The following is an 18289-nucleotide window of genomic DNA, read 5'->3' as shown; positions in this document are numbered from 1 at the left end:
TATGAACTCACCGCACACCTATATGCCGTGAAAACGGCGATACTGGGCGGCGGGCTGACCGGGGTGACGCTTGCCCGGGGCTTGCACGAGCGGGGGGAGAACGTGGTCGTCCTGGAGGCGGAACCCGAGTACGGCGGGCTCTGCCGCTCGAAACGAAGTGAGGGGTTCACCTTCGACACCGGCGGTTCGCACATCATCTTCTCCCGCGACGCCGCCGTGCTCTCCTTCATGAAGGAGGTGCTCGGCGAGAACCGCACCGAGCGGGACCGTCTGACCAAGATCTTCTACAAGGGGCGCTATGTCAAATACCCGTTTGAAAACGGTCTTTCCGACCTGCCAAAAGAGGATCTCTTCTTCTGCATCAACGAGTTCGTCAAAAACCTGATCGCGGTCGAGAAAGGGGCTGTTGCACCGCCGGAAAACTTCAGGGACTGGATCGTCGCCACCTTTGGAGCGGGGATTGCCGGGTGCTATATGATCCCGTACAACCGGAAGATCTGGAAGTTCCCGCCTGAAGAGATGTCGGCGCACTGGATGGAAGGGCGGGTCCCGATGCCGCCGGTCGAGGACGTGATCAGGTCGGCGATCGGGATCGAAACCGAGGGCTACACCCACCAGTCGGTCTTCTCGTACCCGCAGAGCGGCGGGATCGAGGCGCTCGTGCAGGCGATCGCCGCCCCGGTCGAGGATGCGATCAGGACCGGCTTCGTCGTCCGCTCGGTGCGGCGGCGGGAGGACGGCAAGTGGGTGATCGGCGACGGGAACGAAGAGATCGTCGCCGACCGGTGCGTCGCCACCATTCCCCTGCAGGCCCTTCTCCCCTGCCTCGAAGAGGTGCCGGCGGAGGTGGCCGCGGCGTGTGCGGCGCTGAAATACAACGCGGTCGCCTGTGTCTGCATCGGGATCAGGGGAGCGACAAAGCCGTATTCCTGGGTGTACGTCCCACAGGAGGAGATCGGGCTCTTCAACCGCATCTCGTTTCCCTCGGGCTACAGCGACGGCAACGCCCCTGCCGGGTGCTCCTCGGTCCTCGCCGAGATCACCTACCGGGAGGGCGACGAGGCGGCACAGATGAGCGACGACGCCCTCGTCGAACACACGGTCGAAGGGCTCATGAAGATGGAGGTGATCGCCTCCCCCGACGATGTCGTCTACGCCGCAGTCGAGCGGCAGCGATACGCCTACGTCATCTACGACCTTGCCTACCTGGAGAACATCAGGGTCATCAGAGAGTTTGTCGAGGGGACCGGGATCGACCTCCTGGGCCGTTTCGCCGAGTTCGAGTACCTGAACATGGACGGGTGCATCCGCCACGTCCTCGACTATCTCGGAGAGAGAAGATGAAGGTGAACTTTTTCGTCGAGGATATGCTTTTTTTCAAGTATATCGGGTGCGCCACCCTGGCCCGGATGCTCGCCGGAAAACTCGCCGAGAACGCGGACCTGGACCTCGCCTGGAACGCTCACGGCTACGATTACGATGTGGTCCACTACCACACCTTCGGACCCCTGGCCCTGGCGAACAAGAAGTACAGCCGCGGCGTCAAGGTGCTCACCGCCCACTCCACCCCCCGCCTCAACAACGGCAACCTCGCCTTCTCTGATACGGTGAACCGCCTCTATCCAGGGATCTACCGGGGCTTTGACCACATCATCACGATCTCCGACCCGAACGACCAGGAGGTGCGCGAGATGGCGCCCGATGTGCCGGTGACCCTCATTCCAAACGGCGTAAACCGGGACCGCTTCAGGCCTGACCCGGAAAAACGCGCCGCATTCCGCAGGGAACACGGCATCGGCGACGAGGAGATGGTGGTGCTCACGGTGGCGCAGCAGACGCCGCGGAAAGGGATCTATGATTTCATCGCCCTTTCAAAGGAGCACCCGGACATCACATTCGTCTGGGTGGGAGGGTTCCCGTACGGCTCCTTCTCCAAGGACTACAGACGGATCGAAGAGGAGAAGAAGGGGTGCGGCAGGAACGTCATCTTCACCGGATTTGTCAGGGACATCACGGCGGCCTACTGCAGCGCCGACCTTTTCTTCATGCCGTCGTTTGCCGAGGGCCTGCCGATGGTCATCCTTGAATCGATGGCGACCGGCGTCCCCGTCCTCGCCCGCAGGATACCGGAGTTCGTCGAGAACTTCGAGGGCGCCGCCCTCTTCTTCGACGACCTTGAGGAGGCCGGGGCGGTCGTCGAGGACGAAACCGTCATCAGGCGGCACGCCGCCGTATCGCGCCCCTTCACCGATCGTTTCGACATCGGGAGGGTGGCCGACCTCCATGTGAATCTCTATAAGGAGTTGATACCGTGATCTCGGTGATTGTGCCGACCTACAACGAGGAGGAGAGCATCGCCTCCTGCCTCGAATCCCTCTGCAACCAGACCATCCCCAGGGGCGCCTACGAGATCATCGTCGTGGACGGGAACTCGAAGGACCGGACACGCGAGATCGCCGCGAACTATGCCGATCAGGTCTTTGTCCAGACGAGCAAAAAGGTCGGCGGGGCGAGAAACGACGGTGCCGTCGCGGCGAAGGGTGAGATCATCGCCACCACCGATGCCGACTGTTACCTCCCGCCTGACTGGCTGGAGCGGATCGAGCAGACCTTTGCCGACCACCCCGACGCCGTCCAGGTCTACGGCCTCGTCTTCCCGAAGGAGAAGGGGATCAAGAATAAGGTCTCCCTCTGGCTTGCAAACTTCTTCTCGCGCATCGGCTACCTGACGAACACGATCTACTATACCCTCGGCTGCAACACCGCCTTTCGGCGGGACGCCTTCATGGCGATCGGGATGTACCACACCATCGACGCCGGCGACGACCTGGAGATCGCACGGCGGGCGCGGAAGGCCGGAAAGGTCGTGCTCGTTCCTGCCCTGAAGGTCGGGTTTTCCATGCGCCGCTACGAGCAGTTCGGCACGCTCAAGTCCCTCTGGGAGTGGGTGTATATCGTGGTGAAGGGCGGCGAGTCTGAGAAGTACTCGTATTCAAAGCGCGAATACAAGTGAAGGGTGCCACGCCCGCACCCCTTCACCTTTTTTGGGTGAGAGGTTTTCTCCAGATATCCCGGAGGGATCGCCTTCCCTCACGCGAAGGTGCACATCCCAAAACCCACCCCTATCCCCGCACACCCCATTCAAAACGCAAACAGTGTCGTCTGCACATCCCTCTCCTCGAACACCAGATACCCGGCCGCCCTGTGTGCAACACCGCACCGCCGCAGGTCGGCGCCCGAGTGGAGCGGCCTTCTCCGGCGGGCATCCAGGATCCGCCTGGCGCCCTCCGGCCCGATCCCGGGCACCCGGAGGAGGTCGGCGTACGGGGCGGCGTTGACGTCGACCGGCGGCATCTCCCGTGCAAGGAGAATCTTCGGGTCGGCGTCCGTAAGAAAACCGTCGCCGTCCAGCACGTCGGCCACGCCGTCGGCGCGCCAGCCGTACGCTCGCACCAGGGCGTCGACCTGGTAGAGCCGGTTCTGGCGCCAGAGCGGGGCGGGCGGGCGGCCCTGCAGAGGCGTGCCGGTGAGGGGGGTGAACGCCGAGTAATACACCCTGGCCGTGCCGAGGCGGCGGTACTGCCGCTCCATGCACGTGAGGATCTCGGCGTCGCTTTCCCCGGCCGCCCCGACAACGACCTGGGTGGTATGCCGTCCCGGCATCGCATCGGCGATCCATGCCTGCCGTTTTTCGATGTCCTGCCGGTAGTCCTTGACGCCGGCGACCTCGGAGAGCCGCGAGGCCGAGGGCGCCTCCAGGTTGATCGAGATCCGGTCGGCCAGCCGTGCCGCCTCGGCGATGTCGGCCCGCGCGGCGCCGGGGAGGACCTTTAAGTGGAGGTAGCCGGTAAACCCGCTCGTTCTCAGGATCTCGCCGGTCTCCAGGATCCCGGCCATCGTTTCGTCCACGTCACGGGGGATACCTGAGGAGAGGAATAACCCGTCGGCCCGGCCCTCGCGGTGCATCGTCAGAAAGGCCCGGGCGAGGTCGGCCGGGGCAAGGGCGTATGCCTCCCGTTTTGTCCTGACCGCGCAGTAGGCGCAGTCGAACGAGCACTTCCCGCAGAGGAGGACCTTGAGCAGGCGGCCGCACCGGGCGCGAACCGGGCGTTCAGAGCGCGGGCTCATGTCGAAGCCGGCCGCTTCGGTGAGCACCGCAAGGGTTTCTCCCAGGGACATATCGATCCTCTGTGGCCAGAGAAGGGAGATAAGAGGGCGCCGTGCAGCGTGAAAGTGAGAGGATATATGTGGCCGGGGGCGGTACGTACACCCATGACTGCGGAATACGATGCAGTACAGACCGTCGCCTCCTTAATGGCCCTCTCCGCACGGACGGCGCCGAAGGGGAAGGGCGTCGACACCATCCGCGTGGAGGTGGTCAGCGGCTCCGACCTGGCACGGCTCGCCGATGCGATGCGCACCTACGGGGAAGCGCACACACTCGGCTTTTTCTCAAGGGACGCGAAAGGCGTCGAGCAATCAGATGCCTGCGTCCTGATCGGGTGCCGGGGCCGGGAGGTGGCCGGGATCAACTGCGGCGGATGCGGGTATCAGACCTGCGCCGGGATGACGGCTGCGGTGGCTGGCGCACCCGAAGGCGGCGCCGCCCCCTTCAAAGGCCCCAACTGCGTGATCAGGATGGCAGATCTCGGCATCGCCGTCGGTTCGGCGGCGCGGACCGCCGCCATCCACAACGTCGACAACCGGATCCTCTACTCAGGCGGGGTCGGCGCCCTCTCCCTCGGCATGATGGAGGATTGCAGCGTGGTCTATGCGATTCCACTCAAAGCGTCCGGGAAAAATATCTTCTTTGACCGCACATAGGAACAGACCATGCCAACGATGATGATCAGGGGCGGGGACCTCGACCTCGTCGAGTACGAGTTCGAACCCTTCGCCGCAGGCGAGGGGATCCGTCCCCTGGATATCGGGAGGGAAGTGATCCCGAGGCCGCAGGCCGGCGTCTTCACCGTGCAGGCCCCGGCCAGGATCCACGCCACCGTCCTGGACATGAACAGGTTCGCTCCAGGTCAGCCCGGCGGCGGCGGGTTCGGGTTTGCCGTGAAGGTCTACTGCACGGCGAGCGCAGAATGCACCGACGGAAGCGTCGCAATCGATTATGACCGCGTGCCGATCGTCAGGCATATCGTCGAGGCGTTCAGGGCGACGGTGGGATACGGGGGCGGGTTCCACATCGTCGCCCGGGACCACCAGTACAAGCACGTCGGCCTCGGTTCGACCGGGACGATCCTCCTCTCGGTCTGCCACGCGATGAACGCCGCCCTCGGATCCCCCCTCACCGCCGAGGAACTCCGCATCCTCGTCGGCAGAAATTTCGTGGAGGAGACGGCCGACGACCGGGTCGCCTTCGGGTTCGAGACCGGCGTCGGCCCGGCCGCCAGCACCTACGGCGGGTTTGTCGTGCTGGGCGACGACCTCAGCCTCGCCTACCGTCACCCCTTTGCCGGGGACAAGAACGTCTTTATCATCATCCCGGCAAGCGAGATCTCCTCGTCAGGGACGTCGGAGTTTAACGTCCTGATGAACCGGGCGCGCGACCTCGACTACCGCGACCGCCCGCTCAAGGCCTACATGGTCCTGATGGACCTGATCCCGGCGATAGAGGCGGGCAACCTCAAACGAGCCGGAGAAGTGATGTGGGAGATCGAGTTTAGGGGCTCGAAACGGGCCGAGATCGAGCACCACAGCTTTGCGATCTATACCATGATGAGCGGCCTGCGGGACGCCGGGATCGAATTCGTGGGCATGAGTTCGGTCGGGCCGTCGATTGCAGTGATCACGGAGAAAACCGAGGAAGAGGTCAGAGCGATTGCAAAACGTCTCGGGCTTTCGATCGCCCTCGCCACCGCCGTCGACAACGAGGGGATCAGGATCACGGGCCCGTGAGATCTCACGTCACCGTCACACGTTTTCCAGGTCGAACACCCACCTGCTGACGGCCGGGGCAATGTTTCCGAACCGGCGGCAGCGGCGATGGGAAACGCCCCGTACGCAGGAATTATAGAGACCGCCGCTGCATGGGGGGGATGCGCAGGACTATATACCGCCATCGCCTCTCTCCTGCATGGTCAGGGTGAGATCTGCGGCGCGGGTGCTGGATACGAGAGGGACCTTCGAGCGGGCCGGTTCTATCGCGAGGAACACCCGGGAAGAACAGGAACGGACGTTCGTGAAGCCAGGGCGGTGACCGCGATGAAGTGCATCCACAGAGCCATACTCCTTCTCTGCCTCGCCGCACCGCTCCTTGCGGCGGGATGCGTCTCCGGGGGAGGCGACGGCGTGACGGTCGTCGAGTATCACCGCACCGGCGGGATCGCCGGTTTCGACGAACGCCTGGTGATCTACGAGAACGGGACGGCGACCGTTTCCAGGGACGGAACCTTCACGACCTTCTCTCCGGATCCGCAGGCCCTCGCCAGGGTCCGCGCCATCGTTGCGTCTGAAGCCTTCAGGTCCCTTGAAGAATCGTATCTGCCGCAGCAGCAGGGCTATGACCTCATCTCCTATGAAGTGACGGCAGGGGGAAAGGGCGTGCAGGCGGAGGACGGAGCGGTCCCGGCGGCACTGGAGCCGCTGATCACCGAACTTAACGAGATCATCCGGGAGAGCACGGCGCCCTGACCCTTTTTTCCTTCATCCTGCATACTCGCCGGATAGAAAGGCGATCGGCGGTTTTGGGCAAAAACTCCTCGCCCTGCAGTCCGGGCCGAATGGTTAATGGCTGCCCAAAGACCATAATATATAACCACCCATATGATGCGGTCAGACGAGATCATGAGAACCGAGCAGACGCCGGTCGTCCTGGTGCACGGATGGAAGAGTCATCCGGGCATCTGGAACCTCCTCACCCCGCAGCTTGAGCGTGCATCCATACCGTGCTGGAACTTCGACCATACCTCCATGGGTGATACCCCACCGGCAGCGATCGCTCTGGCCCTGCAGGAGTTCATCCGAACGATGCGGGATGAAAACGCATATTCCGGACCGATCGACGTCGTATGCCACTCCGTAGGGACGTGTATCGCCCGGTACCTCCTCGAAGTCCTCGACGGCCGGAAGCGGGAGGAGCAGGTCAGGCACCTGATCGGGATCGGGCCGCCGAACAACGGTTCAGCTCTGGCCGAACTCTTCAACGATCCGGTCTATGGGCCGCAGATCCTCGATCAGCTCGCCGGCGTCTTTGTGCCGCGGCGATACGATCCGGCAGACGACGTCATCGCCCAGGAGGTCAGGCCGGGAAGCCGGACGATGGCCGCCCTGCGGTCTGCGGGCGTCCGCCAGGACGTGGCGTACCGGTTCATCCTGAGCGCCAACCTCACCGCCACCCCTGATCTCTTCCCCTGTTTTGACGGAAAAACCTGGGAGCGCTCAGTAGATGGAGGATGGCAGATGACCTATGCAGGAGACGGGATCGTGCCGCATACCGATTCGTACCTGCCCGGCGCGGGCATCGAGATCCTGCCGGCCGAACCGGCGGCGCTGAGGTGCAACCCCGATCACTATGGCCATATCAGGCTGCCGCGGAACGCCGAGGTGGTGGACCGGGTGATGGCGCACCTTCTGGGCTCTCCCTGAAATTTTTCGGGAGAGGCTCACGCGAAGCCGCAAAAAACGCGAAGGTGCCGGGGTTAACGCCGTAAAAGGGCAAAAGCCCGGAAAAAAGATCAGGGGGTGGCGGCGAGGGTCCGCGACACCTTCGGGATCTCGGCGACATTCTCAAGCGTCTCGACCGAACCGTCAGGGAAGGTAACGGTGGTTACCGCCGGGGAGAAATCGGCCTGGACAAGGGGAGCAAACCAGTAACTGTTCAATGCCTGCTCTGCATCACGCAGGTCGATGGCAGGTGTCGTATAAGTCGTCTCGTTCCCGGACCGCGATATCTTCGCGAAATGTTCGACCCTGAAGGAGGCCGCGTGATCGTCCAGGGCCACCGACTCGACACTCTGGCCTGAAAAGGTCTCAAGTGCTTTTTTAAACTCGTCAGAGGGATCGGCGATCTTGAAAAAGACTGCAATCCGTTCAATCCACGAGAGGGTGTAGTCGAAGGTGACGATCGCCGCTCCGTTCTCATCGATCACCATATCCAGCCTGTCTGCGGTGAACGCTCCTGCAGGCAGAGCAAGGCCGGCGACGAGGAGCAGCACAACCCCGATGCGAACCCATATGTCCATACTCTCAACTCCAGATATACATCTGGCTTTCCTCATATAAACATACTGAACAGGATGCCTGTCCACCAGAAATATAGAAAATATATTTATATTAGAATTGTCATCGGTGGTGATGATGGGCTATCCGAAGAAACACTTCGCCGCCGCAGGGCTGATGGGGTGGCTTTTTATGATCATTTTTTTTCTGATCTTCATAAGAAGCATCGATCTCACCATCTTCCTCCTGCTCGTTTCCCTGGGGCTGTTCGTACTCATAGAGGTACTCGACACGTCCTTCGCCAAACCCTCCCATATCATGTATCTTAAATACTGGGTCGCTGTCGGGCTGGTGTTTTTCGTCACCGTCATCGTCGATAAAGTGGTGAGGGTCGCTCAGGCATGAAGAGGAGACACATGCAATGGGTTCTGGCAGGGGTATCCCTGGCGATCATCCTCATCTGCGGGAGCATGATCACTTCGCCGATACTGTACTCGGCCGAAAACGCCTCTCTCACGGCGCATCATGCCGATCCGTCCCTCATCTCCAGAACGGCGGAGAACAGGGCAGGATCGGTCGTGCCTGCCATGGACAACCTGATCGAGAGCACGGGAACGATTGTTCTGAACATTAAAAACAAGGATTTTAAAGCGGCCCAGACCGAGCTGGAAGCCTATATGGCCGCCTCAAGGTCCTTCAACAGCCTCATCGTCAACCTGGACCTTTCCGAGAGCGAGATCGGGGAGTTCGTGGATATCAACAGGGAGAACATTGAATCCCTTTCCACCCTCTTTGAGGAGAGCAAACGCTTTGAGGAGATCTCCAGCCTTGAGGTGGTATACCGGGACGAGGAGAACCCTGAAGCGCTCTATTCAGTTGCCTACGAGGGAGAAGCGCTCAGGATGAAGATGAATGAGGCGTATCAGCGCTACGCCGCACAGCAGTCGCCCCTTCAGAGTGTGAGCAGCCGCTACGGCCTCTCCACCGCCTCATACAACCAGAGCGTGACCGATTTTGCCGCGGTCGTCGGCGAAACCGACGCCGCACAGGAGAGCAGGCTGGATGCAATCCCGAAAAACGATGTCTTTCCTCTCACCCTCGGCATAGAGCCGACCACCGCCACCTTCGGCGATCAGATCCTGATCGCGGGGACGCTGTACCGGAGCCCGGGGCAGGAGGTCGGGATCTATATCGACAGCCGCCTGTGGGGAACGACGTTCACCGATATCAACGGCAGATATACGGCCTATTATCCGGTAACGGCGATTGGCACGGGAAAACACCTGATCTATACCTCCCGGGGCAGAAGGTACTCAGATGTGATCGAGTTCACTATCGTGCCGGCGCCGGCCGCCCTGACACTCGAGGCCACACAGGGGGATTACGGGGCCGGGGACAACGTTCTCTTCACCGGCACCCTCTCAAGCCTTGACAGACCGGTTTCAAACGCCCTGGTCTCCATCGTGCCAGACGAAGGGGCGGCGATCCAGGTGCTTACCGATGAGAAGGGCGTTTACTCCTGCACCGGCCTGCTGGATCCGGGAATCAGAGAGGTGAGGGCAGTCGTCTCGGGCGAGTCCCTCCCCTTTGCATATACCGCCAGCGGCCCTGTCACCGTGGACGTACCCCATGCATGGATCGGATTTGCCTCCCTTGTGATGAAGGGTGCGGTCATCCTGATCCTCGGGCTCGGGCTGGAGTTCATGGTCAGGAGCATACGGGAACAGCGTTCAAAGAGAGGTGCCACTCCCATCAGCCGTCACGAAATTCCTGTCCTCAGGCAGCCCGCCCCGCCACCCGCACCAGTGGCCGAGGTGCTGTCGCCCGCCGAGGTGGCGCGGCGGTATGCGCTCCACGTTGGAAACGGCGACTACGGAGAGGCGATAAGGACCCTGTACCTCGCCCTCGCAGACAGGATCGGACGAAAGGCAGAGATCAGGAATTACATCGCATGGACGCCGCGGGAGATTCTTGGCGCTACATCAGGTGCGACAGAGGCCAAAAACCTTGCTGAATTTATCGGGAGGTACGAATATTCCCATTACGGCACCGAAAAAACCTCGTACGGACAGGCCGAGGCACTGTTGCGGTGGTATGGCAGCGTCACCGAGGCGATGGGTGGTGGTCAGGATTAAGTTCATCAGAATGGCAGCGGCCGCCATCGCTCTTCTGGCGGTCTCTGTCCTTTTCCTCCACCTCTCCACGACCGACCACGAGTTCAGCAGATACAATATCGGGTGGAACGGCACCTCAGTCTTTGCCGGGAATCTGGAGGATGCAGGCGGCGTGATCCTGCACGAGACTGCGGACCTGCCGAACTACCGCGACGCCGTCCTTCTTCTGATCGCGCCGGAGGGAGAGATCTCTGATAGCGAGATCGGCGATTATAGAGCGTTTCTTAAGGGTAACAACACGATTTTTATCTTTGACGAGTCAGGGGCGTCAAACAAACTGCTCAAAGAAATCGGTTCAGATATCAGAGTTATTCCAGGCAAAATCGCAGGTTTCGACTCGGGGTATGCAGATACACGCCTCCCGAACGGCTATCCAGAGAGCGATCACCCGCTGCTCGAAGGTGTGGCGTCGATCGCCTTCAATCACCCTGCACAGGTGATGGGAGGGGAGGTCCTCGTCAGTTCGGGTATCTTTAGCTGGTACGACCTGGACGGGAGCGGGCGGATGGAGGCGGGAGAACCTTCGGGAAGGTTCGTCTTCATCTCCAGCCAGCCGATCGGCGGGGGAGAGGTGATCGTCTGTGCAGACCCGAGCATCCTGATCAACACAATGCTGGGGCGGGGCGTGCCCGGAGACGGCGCCATCTTCGCCGAAAATCTGCTCTCGTACCGGAACACCGCAATTCTGGAGAGTGCCCACTCCGCAACCGCCGCAACCGGGGGCATAGGGGAGGCTCTGGCACACCTGAAGGCGTCGCCTCCCCTGCAGGCAGGGATCATGGGGGCCTGCCTTCTTGTGGCCGGAATCGCGTGGAGAAGAAGAGTATGTTCAGGGTGTCAATCATGACAGGCGAAACAATCGAGAATGATCTGAAAGCGATATCGAAGTCTTATACCAGGATTGCAGAGCAGATTGGAAAATTTGTGGTGGGCAATACGCCTCTCATCGAGATGATCTTCGTCAGCATGCTCAGCGAGGGGCATATCCTTCTTGAAGGAGTGCCGGGCACGGCCAAGACCGTCATTGCAAAGACGGTAGCAGCCCTTTCAGGCTGTGATTTCAAACGCATTCAATGCGCTGTGGATATGCAGCCAGCCGACATCGTCGGGGTGCGGATGTATGATGCAGAGAAGAAGGATTTTGTCCTGAAAAAAGGGCCGATCTTCTCCAATTTCATTCTGGTCGACGAGATCAACCGGGTCAGCCCGCGCACGCAGAGCGCCTTCATCGAGGCGATGAGCGAGCGGCAGACCACGATCGACGGGATTACGCACCAGTTTTCCGATCCGTTCTTCGTGATTGCCACCCAGAACCCGTACGAGTTCGAGGGCACCTTCCCCCTCATCGAGGCCCAGAAGGACCGGTTCATGTTCAGCACAAAACTCAGGTACCTTGACGCCGACGAGGAGCTTGAGATCATCAGACGGGAGAGCACAGGCTATCTCGACTGGGACGCCTACCGGTCGGCGATAGACCCGGTGCTTACGCCCGGTATGATCCGGCGTTTCATCGGGACGGCCAGGAGTGTGCGGGCTGAAGAGCCGATCCTCAGGTACATCAGGGACATCGTCCTCGAAACACGGAAACACGATGATATCTGGCTCGGCGCCAGCCCCAGGGCGTCAATCGCCTTTGTGCGCGGCAGCAAGGCCCTTGCTGCACTGAGCGGGAGAGATTATGTTATTCCTGACGACATTAAGCGGATCGCGCGGCTCGCCCTGCCCCACCGCCTGATCCTGAGACGGGAGTCCGATCTCGGCGGTGTGACGACCGGCGAGGTCACCGAAGATATCCTTGCGGCGGTTGAGGTGCTGTAGGTGGAGGTCGGCCGGAGTGTGCAGGCCGCGCTCCTCTTCACCGTCATACTTGCAGGGTTCTCGATCCTCGCCGACAGCGTTGCCGCCGCTCTTGGCGCCTGTACCCTGGGGATGTTTCTGGTCTCGCGCTCTGCCGTAGCGTCGTTTCATTTCAGGACAGTTGCCGGATCGCTCTCCATCGAGCGCACGCTGGAGAAAAAGGTGGTAAAACAGGACGCCTCGATCAAGGTCGGGATAAAAGTCAGGGTCAGGGTGCCGCAGGGAGTCGCCCTGCTGATCGAGGATCTCCCGCCGGTCGGGGCGCGGCTTATAGAGGGGTCCTGCTCCCTTCAGGTCCAGGGGCCGTTTGACGGTGAAGAGACAGCCACCTACCGCATGACGGTGCCGACAGAGGGGCGGGTCAGGTTCGCCGGGGTGAGGGTCGATATGCCCGACCATTTTTTTCCTAAATCGGCAACATTTGCCGGGGAGTCCATGCAGATGCCCGGGTTTATGGTCAAACCGAACAGGCTGTTTCTGACGCACCGCGGAGGGCACGAGACGCGAGGGTCTGAAGAGCGCCGACTCTCCTCAGTGTCGTCGGACCTTGTCAGGTCGTTCAGAAAATTTGTCGACGGCGACGATTACCGGAACATCGACTGGAAAATGACGGCAAGACACGATACCCTCTATATAAAGGAATATTCAGCAGAGGTCACTGCACCCCCCCTGATCCTGGTCGATATCCCGCAGGTGCCGGTGGATCCCGCGGTGCGCTCGGCATTTCTCGATACCGTGCAGGCGGCGGTCGCCACCTGGATGCAGGAGTCGGGGTCGGTCTCCCTCATGATCATAAAAGGGCCGGCAGTCATCTCGTTTCTCCCTAAAGACACCGATTACGCCGGGGTGCTGCGTGCCATTCCGGCGTCATGGGACGCGATTCAGGAGACATGGTTTTACCGTTCACGCCCGGCATCAGGTCTGCAGATGGAGATCGCCGCCCTTTCAAAGATGGTGAAAAAAGAAGGGGAGGAAAGCGACTCTAAAAAATACTTTGCCAACCTCTCGGCATATTACGCAGCGGTTCTGGCCGGCAGGAGCCTCTCGGTCTTTGAAGAGCAGGTCGCCAGAGCGCTCTGGAGGCTCAACCCCGGACGCATCGAGATCTTCTCGTGCAACGCAGGAGATCAGAGCCATATTCGTCTGGTGACCAGCATCGCAGAACACCAGGGGATAGCGGTGGAGGTCTGGGCACAGAAAGGTCAGGAGAAGACGGGGGTGTTCGAACGGATCGGGTTCGATCAGAGAGCGGGGGCGGAGGCGGCATGAACACCGGGGCCGGTGCATGGGCTGTCCTGATCCTTCCGGCAATTGTTGCAGCCGGTATCGCTGCATATGCCAATCTGGGGATCTATTCGGGTATATTTTCAATAGTGTACCTTTTTGCCGCCATTTATTCGATAAAGTGGGAGTCCGAAGGCTGGATACTGGTTTTCGCCGCAGGAGAGCCGCTTGTGCTGGCGACGGCGGCGGCGTCTCCCATCTTCATCGTCCCGGTCCAGGTTACCGTGCTCTGGGCGGCGATGCTGAGCGGATGGGGAGGGGAAAGCCGGGTTTCGGTTCTCAGATGGGCGGTTCTGGGCGGGGTGATCGTCGGGATCGCAGGCATGGGGGCGATCAGCGCCGTTCATGCCCTGCCGCTTCTTTCCGGCGCGGCGTGTGCAGGGATCGTCGCCGTCGCAATCGTGTGGCTTGGCGAACTCCGCCTGAAGAGAAAGGTCGGGATACAATGATGAAAAAACAGGAGTACAATGACTATTTCCTCAGCGGTGCAGTGCTGATCGGGCTCTCTGCCCTGGTGATCGTCGTCGCCCTCGTCACAGGGAGGGGCGACATGACCGGAGCGGTCCTGGTCGTGAGCGGGATCGCGTGTTTCGTCGGCGGGCTCTTTGTCCTGACGCTCTCGAAAGGTGAGCCTGTGGACCCGGCATATGTGGGCATTCTTCCTGCTGCCGGGACGATCAACCTCAGCCGGGTGGCATCGGACCTCGGCCTGATGGGCGACGGGATCTATATCCCGCAGAAAGGCGGTTCACCCTCGGTTCTGCAGCTCGTCCCGGCCGGATCATTTGAGGGCGCGGATCTCAAGGGCGATTTTTCCTTTGCGACGGAAAAAGGTTCGACCGGACTGGTCATGATCCCGCAGGGGCTGCCCCTCCTCGAACAGATCCGGAGAGATGCCGGGCTGGTCGTGCCGTCCAGCGAGCCCAAGGTGCTTGCTTCAATCAAGGAGGTCTGCTCAGACATACTGGAGATCGCCGAGAGCACGACTGCCGTGAGAAGCGGGGAGAGCATCGTCGTGAGGCTGGATCGCTACCGTCTCTTCTCCGGCTGCAACGCCGTGCGCGCCGAGTCGCCGAAGTGCTGCACGATGATCGGGTGTCCGGTCTGCAGCCTGATCGCCTGCATGCTTGCAGAAGGACTCGGAAGGCCCTGCACCCTCTCACGGACCGAGGCCGACGAGAAAAACAAACAACTCACCCTGATCTATACTTTTGCAGACGCATCCTGACAGGCAGATGCGCGGCTCAGGTACGCCCCCTGCACCGCGCCGTTCGGCAGAGCCTGAAAAGGGGGTTCCTCGGCTCTGCAGAAACCCTCCTGTCATGCTGACGTCCATCGGCGATCGGGAAATATCCCGGGGTTTCGCCAGGCATCTCTAAAGGACTGTTTCTTCGTTTTTTCGCACGGGTAATCCCCATCTGATCCGATCCCTGAGGTCAGCGCGGGACATGCCTCCTGATGCTCCGGCACCGGAGCCCTGATTATACTCACGCGAAGGCGCTATAGGCGAGAAGAAACAAAGCGCAGAAACGCTCCCCACACCCCTGCGTCTTTTCGCGCCGAGAGAGGCACGTCTGAAAACCTTTGCAGCCTCTCATGGGAGGGCATTCCCCATCCACCCTGATTCGCCTGAGCAGCGTCAGACGGAGGTGTCAGAACAAGAGCGAAGAGCCAAAAAAAGGTTATTTGTGATATCCTCTTCTCCAGAGGAGCACCACTGCGAGAGAGCCGACCAGCGCCGCCAGCCCCAGGGGCTGCTGCTGTGCCGCTGTCGTCGGCGCCCCGGTTGCAGAGGTGCCGGCCTGAGTGACGGTCGGGGCATCGGTCGCCCCGGCATCGGCAAAACGCATCGGGCAGAAGGTTCCGCCACCGGCGATCACCGTACAGACCATGTTGTTCTCGAGAGTGCTGGGGAGTATCTCCCATTTCTCACCGATGTAGGCGGCGACGAAGACAAGGGCAGAACTGCTCCTCAGGTCCTCGGGCAGGGCGAACCGCAGACGCGCGGCATCGGGAAACACCGCTCCTTCGGGTGTTACTGATACCGGTCTGCCGATAACCTGCCACCCTTCAGGCACATTCCCGGCATCGGTCTCGACAAGGGCGACATTCTCAAGGGCGCACCCCACGATACATGCGCCAAGACTTTCAGACCAGATCTGGACGGCGTCTTCAGGGTCTGTCGTCGTCGAAAGAATGCCGCCGCCGTCCGAGCCGCCGCTCGACACCACGCCCGGACCAGGAGAGGTGGTCGGTGAGGTCGTAGGCGATGATGGGGGTGACGTCGTCGGTGAAGTCGTGGGCGACGTTGTAGGCGACGTTGTAGGCGACGTTGTAGGCGACGTGGTCGGTGAAGTCGTGGGCGGTGTGGTCGGGTCGGTGGTGGGCGCCCCATCTCCGATGGGTATGGTCTTTTCAAAGACGTCCTTTCCATCGATGCTGACAACGATCCTGCTCGATCCCTCCTCCACCCCGTTTACGACAAAGGTGATCTGGCTATCAGAGGGCCCGGTCTTGGTCCCGGTCAGGCGAAACTGGGCGACGACCGCCGAGGCGTCGGGCATGGCCTGCCCCTGGAGCCTGAAATAGTCATAGGTTCCTGCCGGGATATTTTCCTCCCTGGTGAACGTGAAGACACCACCTTTCGAGGGCCCTCCCACATTGATCGTATTCCCGTTGATATACGTGGAGAGTGTCGTATAGACCGTGTTCTGCGTCGAGGCAGAGATCCATCCGCCGCTCAGAGAGAGAGGCATCTGGAAATTGTCCACTTCAAATACGAACCGCTCTCCTGAACCGACATCGAATCGACCTTCAACAAGGATGGCAAATGACACCCGGTCAGGAAGATCCTTCACCTGTATGGTGATCTGATCCCCGGCCTCGACAGCGTCAGGCGATACGGCGATGCTGACCGCACTGCATCCAGCGACGATACCTGCCAGAAGGATAATCTGGGCAATAATAGCAATTCTGAAACGCAATTTTCCGTCCCCCTGATTACGGGAGATAGTAAGCATTATATATTATAAATGTTACTTGGGTTACGGGGGAACGTGATGAAGATAACCTCAGAGTATAGCGTAGCGTCCATACGTATTATGCTCCTTCTGGTCCTGATCTGCGGAATGATAACAGTTGTCTCAGCAGTGGCACCTGTGGTCACAGTATCTGGCAGTCAGTCATTCACCTATAAAGGAGTTGAGGTTCAGGGGATCGACGTGATCGATCTGCTTGATCCATCGGTATCGCATGTCGAACTTGCCGCAACCGGCGAGAACGATCTGAAAAGCATAGCAGGCCCGGAGATCAGGTACATCAAACGTGATTATCCCGCCGCGACCATTAAGATTGAAGGGTTTACTATCTCGGTAAATACGGTCGGCGAGGTTGACCGGTCAGGTCTGAATACCTACCATCTCTACTCCACGCCGGTGATCCCGACGATCAATGCAGATGTGCCCGGCGAGACAGGAAATATTCTTCTGATCAAGGTGCCGGATATTCCTGACGCCGACAACCTCATGGATATCAAAAGCCTGCTGACCTCGACCGATGCGATGTACATGTACACCGATGGCGGGATCATCTACTGCAACCCGCAGACGAACTCCTATATCCTGTGGGGCAGCGTCAATCCCGGCGATTACGACCCGAGCAACTTCGCAAAGACGCTGAAGGCGACCGAGGTGGACCTTGACGCGTACACCGGCGACGCCGCCCTCGCGCAGATGATGGGGGCCGTCTACCCTGAGGCCCTACCCGAGGCAGGCGAGTACGCCTGTTACATCTTCAGGTACGATCCCGATGCAAAGAAGATCATCGTCCTCGGTATGGCGGCGGTGATCGTCATGGACGGAGACCGCAGCCTCACCTGGAACGGGAGCACCACACCCGGCACGTGGGAGGACGGCGGAGATGCCGCACTCTCCTTTGAGGACGGGGACAATGTGGCGGCGTGCGCCTACCTGATCGTGCGGAAGAACGCCGTCTTCGATGCTGAAATGAGTGTGAACTCAGAGAGCCTCAAGGCCCTGAAGAACCACCCGACGATCACGGTCTCCTGTCTCTTTGATTTCCTCAAACAGCAGGTGCCAGGCCACACCTATGCAAACAGCCCGATCCAGGTGGCACTGATCGTCGACGGTGCGGCGCAGGCGCCCGACGACGTCAACTCGGTCATCCCGATCTCGACCGGCTACGGGATCGCAGGGGCCGAAGCCGGAGGGCAGGTGACGGTGCCGGCAGCGGCGCTCCTGGCTCTCGGTGACGGGACCTACAATGTGATCCTTCTCGGCGTCGGCGGCGACGGCTCGGTCGTTGCACTCGACCAGAAGGAGGTCGCCATCGGTTCTGGAAACGGAGGAGCGGCATCGTATTACGAATCCGACAACACCGATTGGGGTGACCTGGACATCTCCAGGACCAGAAAGGTCCTGGCAGGCAAAGATTCCAATGCAGCAAATGCAAACGTCAATCTGAACGTTGCAGAGATCGAGAGCCTGTCTGGAGACGGGAGTGACGCAGAGGGAGAAGGTGCGGAAAGTTCGGCATCGGCAGCTGGCGATGCATCGGTTCGGGAGATGAATGTTGCAAACGCTGCTGCGATCGGAGCGGAACCGGCCAGCACGGCAAACCCCTTCGGCGGGGTAAGTCTCACCCCGACAACCCTCGGTTATACCGTGATCGGGCTTATTGTCCTGGGAGCGGCTGGCATGATGCTCACCCGCAACCGGCTCAGATAGAGCGGCAGAAAACCGCCCCATCCTTTTTTTTGTTTTTGTGATCCTTCGGCGCGGCCGGGC

The 18289-nt window shown here is 60.5% G+C and carries 19 protein-coding genes; 16 read left to right on the top strand and 3 right to left on the bottom strand.

The features are described from left to right. The first annotated feature begins 27 nt into the window (after positions 1–27). Genes HWN36_RS11020 through HWN36_RS11010 form a run of 3 tightly spaced genes read left to right on the top strand, consistent with a single transcriptional unit; the run spans position 28 to position 3013 of the window. Positions 28–1344, top strand: coding sequence for an FAD-dependent oxidoreductase (locus HWN36_RS11020; protein ID WP_176789431.1), 1317 nt, complete (start codon positions 28–30; stop codon positions 1342–1344). Beyond that, positions 1341–2315: a glycosyltransferase family 4 protein gene (locus tag HWN36_RS11015; RefSeq protein ID WP_176789430.1), complete on the top strand. Its 975-nt coding sequence runs from the start codon at positions 1341–1343 to the stop codon at positions 2313–2315. Before HWN36_RS11020 ends, HWN36_RS11015 begins: the two co-directional genes overlap by 4 nt. Beyond that, on the top strand, positions 2312–3013 hold the full coding sequence (locus HWN36_RS11010) for a glycosyltransferase (RefSeq protein WP_176789429.1): 702 nt from the start codon (positions 2312–2314) through the stop codon (positions 3011–3013). Before HWN36_RS11015 ends, HWN36_RS11010 begins: the two co-directional genes overlap by 4 nt. Positions 3014–3141: 128 nt before the next feature. Here the strand turns inward: HWN36_RS11010 and HWN36_RS11005 are convergent, their stop codons facing one another. Continuing rightward, positions 3142–4179, bottom strand: a complete 1038-nt coding sequence (locus HWN36_RS11005) for a radical SAM protein (protein ID WP_176789428.1) — start codon at positions 4177–4179, stop codon at positions 3142–3144. A gap of 93 nt (positions 4180–4272) precedes the next feature. Here HWN36_RS11005 and HWN36_RS11000 point away from each other — a divergent pair, with 93 nt between their 5' ends. The 5 genes from HWN36_RS11000 to HWN36_RS10985 all read left to right on the top strand — a co-directional run bounded on the left by HWN36_RS11000 (position 4273) and on the right by HWN36_RS10985 (position 7596). Then, positions 4273–4824 (top strand): ferredoxin domain-containing protein, encoded by a 552-nt coding sequence (locus tag HWN36_RS11000; protein ID WP_176789427.1) that lies wholly within the window; start codon positions 4273–4275, stop codon positions 4822–4824. 9 nt (positions 4825–4833) lie between these two features. Next, a complete protein-coding gene (locus HWN36_RS10995; RefSeq protein WP_176789426.1) occupies positions 4834–5907 on the top strand; it encodes a GHMP family kinase ATP-binding protein in 1074 nt (357 codons plus the stop codon). A 178-nt stretch (positions 5908–6085) separates the two neighbouring features. Beyond that, a complete protein-coding gene (locus HWN36_RS12185; protein WP_281361660.1) occupies positions 6086–6208 on the top strand; it encodes a hypothetical protein in 123 nt (40 codons plus the stop codon). Positions 6209–6213: 5 nt separating this feature from the next. After that, positions 6214–6642: a hypothetical protein gene (locus HWN36_RS10990; RefSeq protein ID WP_176789425.1), complete on the top strand. Its 429-nt coding sequence runs from the start codon at positions 6214–6216 to the stop codon at positions 6640–6642. Positions 6643–6795: 153 nt separating this feature from the next. Continuing rightward, positions 6796–7596 (top strand): lipase family alpha/beta hydrolase, encoded by an 801-nt coding sequence (locus HWN36_RS10985; protein WP_246269908.1) that lies wholly within the window; start codon positions 6796–6798, stop codon positions 7594–7596. Between the two features lie 89 nt (positions 7597–7685). Here HWN36_RS10985 and HWN36_RS10980 read toward each other — a convergent pair whose 3' ends face one another. After that, a complete protein-coding gene (locus tag HWN36_RS10980; RefSeq protein WP_176789423.1) occupies positions 7686–8192 on the bottom strand; it encodes a hypothetical protein in 507 nt (168 codons plus the stop codon). A 115-nt stretch (positions 8193–8307) separates the two neighbouring features. Between HWN36_RS10980 and HWN36_RS10975 the strand changes: the two genes are divergently transcribed. The 7 genes from HWN36_RS10975 to HWN36_RS10945 are packed head-to-tail and all read left to right on the top strand — an operon-like array spanning position 8308 to position 14712. Continuing rightward, on the top strand, positions 8308–8574 hold the full coding sequence (locus HWN36_RS10975; RefSeq protein ID WP_176789422.1) for a hypothetical protein: 267 nt from the start codon (positions 8308–8310) through the stop codon (positions 8572–8574). Between the two features lie 11 nt (positions 8575–8585). After that, positions 8586–10304, top strand: a complete 1719-nt coding sequence (locus HWN36_RS10970; RefSeq protein WP_176789421.1) for a carboxypeptidase-like regulatory domain-containing protein — start codon at positions 8586–8588, stop codon at positions 10302–10304. Next, a complete protein-coding gene (locus HWN36_RS10965; RefSeq protein WP_176789420.1) occupies positions 10291–11190 on the top strand; it encodes a DUF4350 domain-containing protein in 900 nt (299 codons plus the stop codon). The genes HWN36_RS10970 and HWN36_RS10965 overlap by 14 nt, the downstream gene beginning before the upstream one ends. Then, the gene (locus HWN36_RS10960) at positions 11187–12161 is read left to right on the top strand and encodes an AAA family ATPase (RefSeq protein ID WP_176789419.1); all 975 of its coding nucleotides are present in this window, start codon (positions 11187–11189) and stop codon (positions 12159–12161) included. The genes HWN36_RS10965 and HWN36_RS10960 overlap by 4 nt, the downstream gene beginning before the upstream one ends. Next, on the top strand, positions 12162–13469 hold the full coding sequence (locus tag HWN36_RS12285) for a DUF58 domain-containing protein (RefSeq protein WP_176789418.1): 1308 nt from the start codon (positions 12162–12164) through the stop codon (positions 13467–13469). Further along, on the top strand, positions 13466–13933 hold the full coding sequence (locus HWN36_RS10950) for a hypothetical protein (RefSeq protein ID WP_176789417.1): 468 nt from the start codon (positions 13466–13468) through the stop codon (positions 13931–13933). Before HWN36_RS12285 ends, HWN36_RS10950 begins: the two co-directional genes overlap by 4 nt. Next, complete coding sequence (locus HWN36_RS10945; protein WP_218133227.1) at positions 13930–14712, top strand: hypothetical protein; 783 nt, start codon at positions 13930–13932, stop codon at positions 14710–14712. The genes HWN36_RS10950 and HWN36_RS10945 overlap by 4 nt, the downstream gene beginning before the upstream one ends. A gap of 454 nt (positions 14713–15166) precedes the next feature. Here the strand turns inward: HWN36_RS10945 and HWN36_RS10940 are convergent, their stop codons facing one another. Then, complete coding sequence (locus HWN36_RS10940) at positions 15167–16468, bottom strand: hypothetical protein (protein WP_176789415.1); 1302 nt, start codon at positions 16466–16468, stop codon at positions 15167–15169. Positions 16469–16642: 174 nt separating this feature from the next. On the opposite strand from HWN36_RS10940, the gene HWN36_RS10935 reads away from it, so the two are divergent. Continuing rightward, a complete protein-coding gene (locus HWN36_RS10935; protein ID WP_176789414.1) occupies positions 16643–18229 on the top strand; it encodes a hypothetical protein in 1587 nt (528 codons plus the stop codon). The last annotated feature ends 60 nt before the right edge of the window (positions 18230–18289 follow it).

The sequence above is a fragment of the Methanofollis tationis genome (assembly GCF_013377755.1).
In the GTDB taxonomy this organism is placed as follows: domain Archaea; phylum Halobacteriota; class Methanomicrobia; order Methanomicrobiales; family Methanofollaceae; genus Methanofollis; species Methanofollis tationis.
This window is presented reverse-complemented; position numbering and strand designations above follow the sequence as displayed.

Excerpts from the sequence above, each read along its gene's own strand:
- HWN36_RS11015 (WP_176789430.1), top strand. The coding sequence starts at position 1,341 with ATGAAGGTGAACTTTTTCGTCGAGGATATGCTTTTTTTCAAGTATATC.
- HWN36_RS11005 (WP_176789428.1), bottom strand. The coding sequence starts at position 4,179 with ATGTCCCTGGGAGAAACCCTTGCGGTGCTCACCGAAGCGGCCGGCTTC.
- HWN36_RS11000 (WP_176789427.1), top strand. The coding sequence starts at position 4,273 with ATGACTGCGGAATACGATGCAGTACAGACCGTCGCCTCCTTAATGGCC.
- HWN36_RS10995 (WP_176789426.1), top strand. The coding sequence starts at position 4,834 with ATGCCAACGATGATGATCAGGGGCGGGGACCTCGACCTCGTCGAGTAC.
- HWN36_RS12185 (WP_281361660.1), top strand. The coding sequence starts at position 6,086 with ATGGTCAGGGTGAGATCTGCGGCGCGGGTGCTGGATACGAGAGGGACC.
- HWN36_RS10990 (WP_176789425.1), top strand. The coding sequence starts at position 6,214 with ATGAAGTGCATCCACAGAGCCATACTCCTTCTCTGCCTCGCCGCACCG.
- HWN36_RS10985 (WP_246269908.1), top strand. The coding sequence starts at position 6,796 with ATGAGAACCGAGCAGACGCCGGTCGTCCTGGTGCACGGATGGAAGAGT.
- HWN36_RS10980 (WP_176789423.1), bottom strand. The coding sequence starts at position 8,192 with ATGGACATATGGGTTCGCATCGGGGTTGTGCTGCTCCTCGTCGCCGGC.
- HWN36_RS10975 (WP_176789422.1), top strand. The coding sequence starts at position 8,308 with ATGGGCTATCCGAAGAAACACTTCGCCGCCGCAGGGCTGATGGGGTGG.
- HWN36_RS10970 (WP_176789421.1), top strand. The coding sequence starts at position 8,586 with ATGCAATGGGTTCTGGCAGGGGTATCCCTGGCGATCATCCTCATCTGC.
- HWN36_RS10960 (WP_176789419.1), top strand. The coding sequence starts at position 11,187 with ATGACAGGCGAAACAATCGAGAATGATCTGAAAGCGATATCGAAGTCT.
- HWN36_RS10950 (WP_176789417.1), top strand. The coding sequence starts at position 13,466 with ATGAACACCGGGGCCGGTGCATGGGCTGTCCTGATCCTTCCGGCAATT.
- HWN36_RS10945 (WP_218133227.1), top strand. The coding sequence starts at position 13,930 with ATGATGAAAAAACAGGAGTACAATGACTATTTCCTCAGCGGTGCAGTG.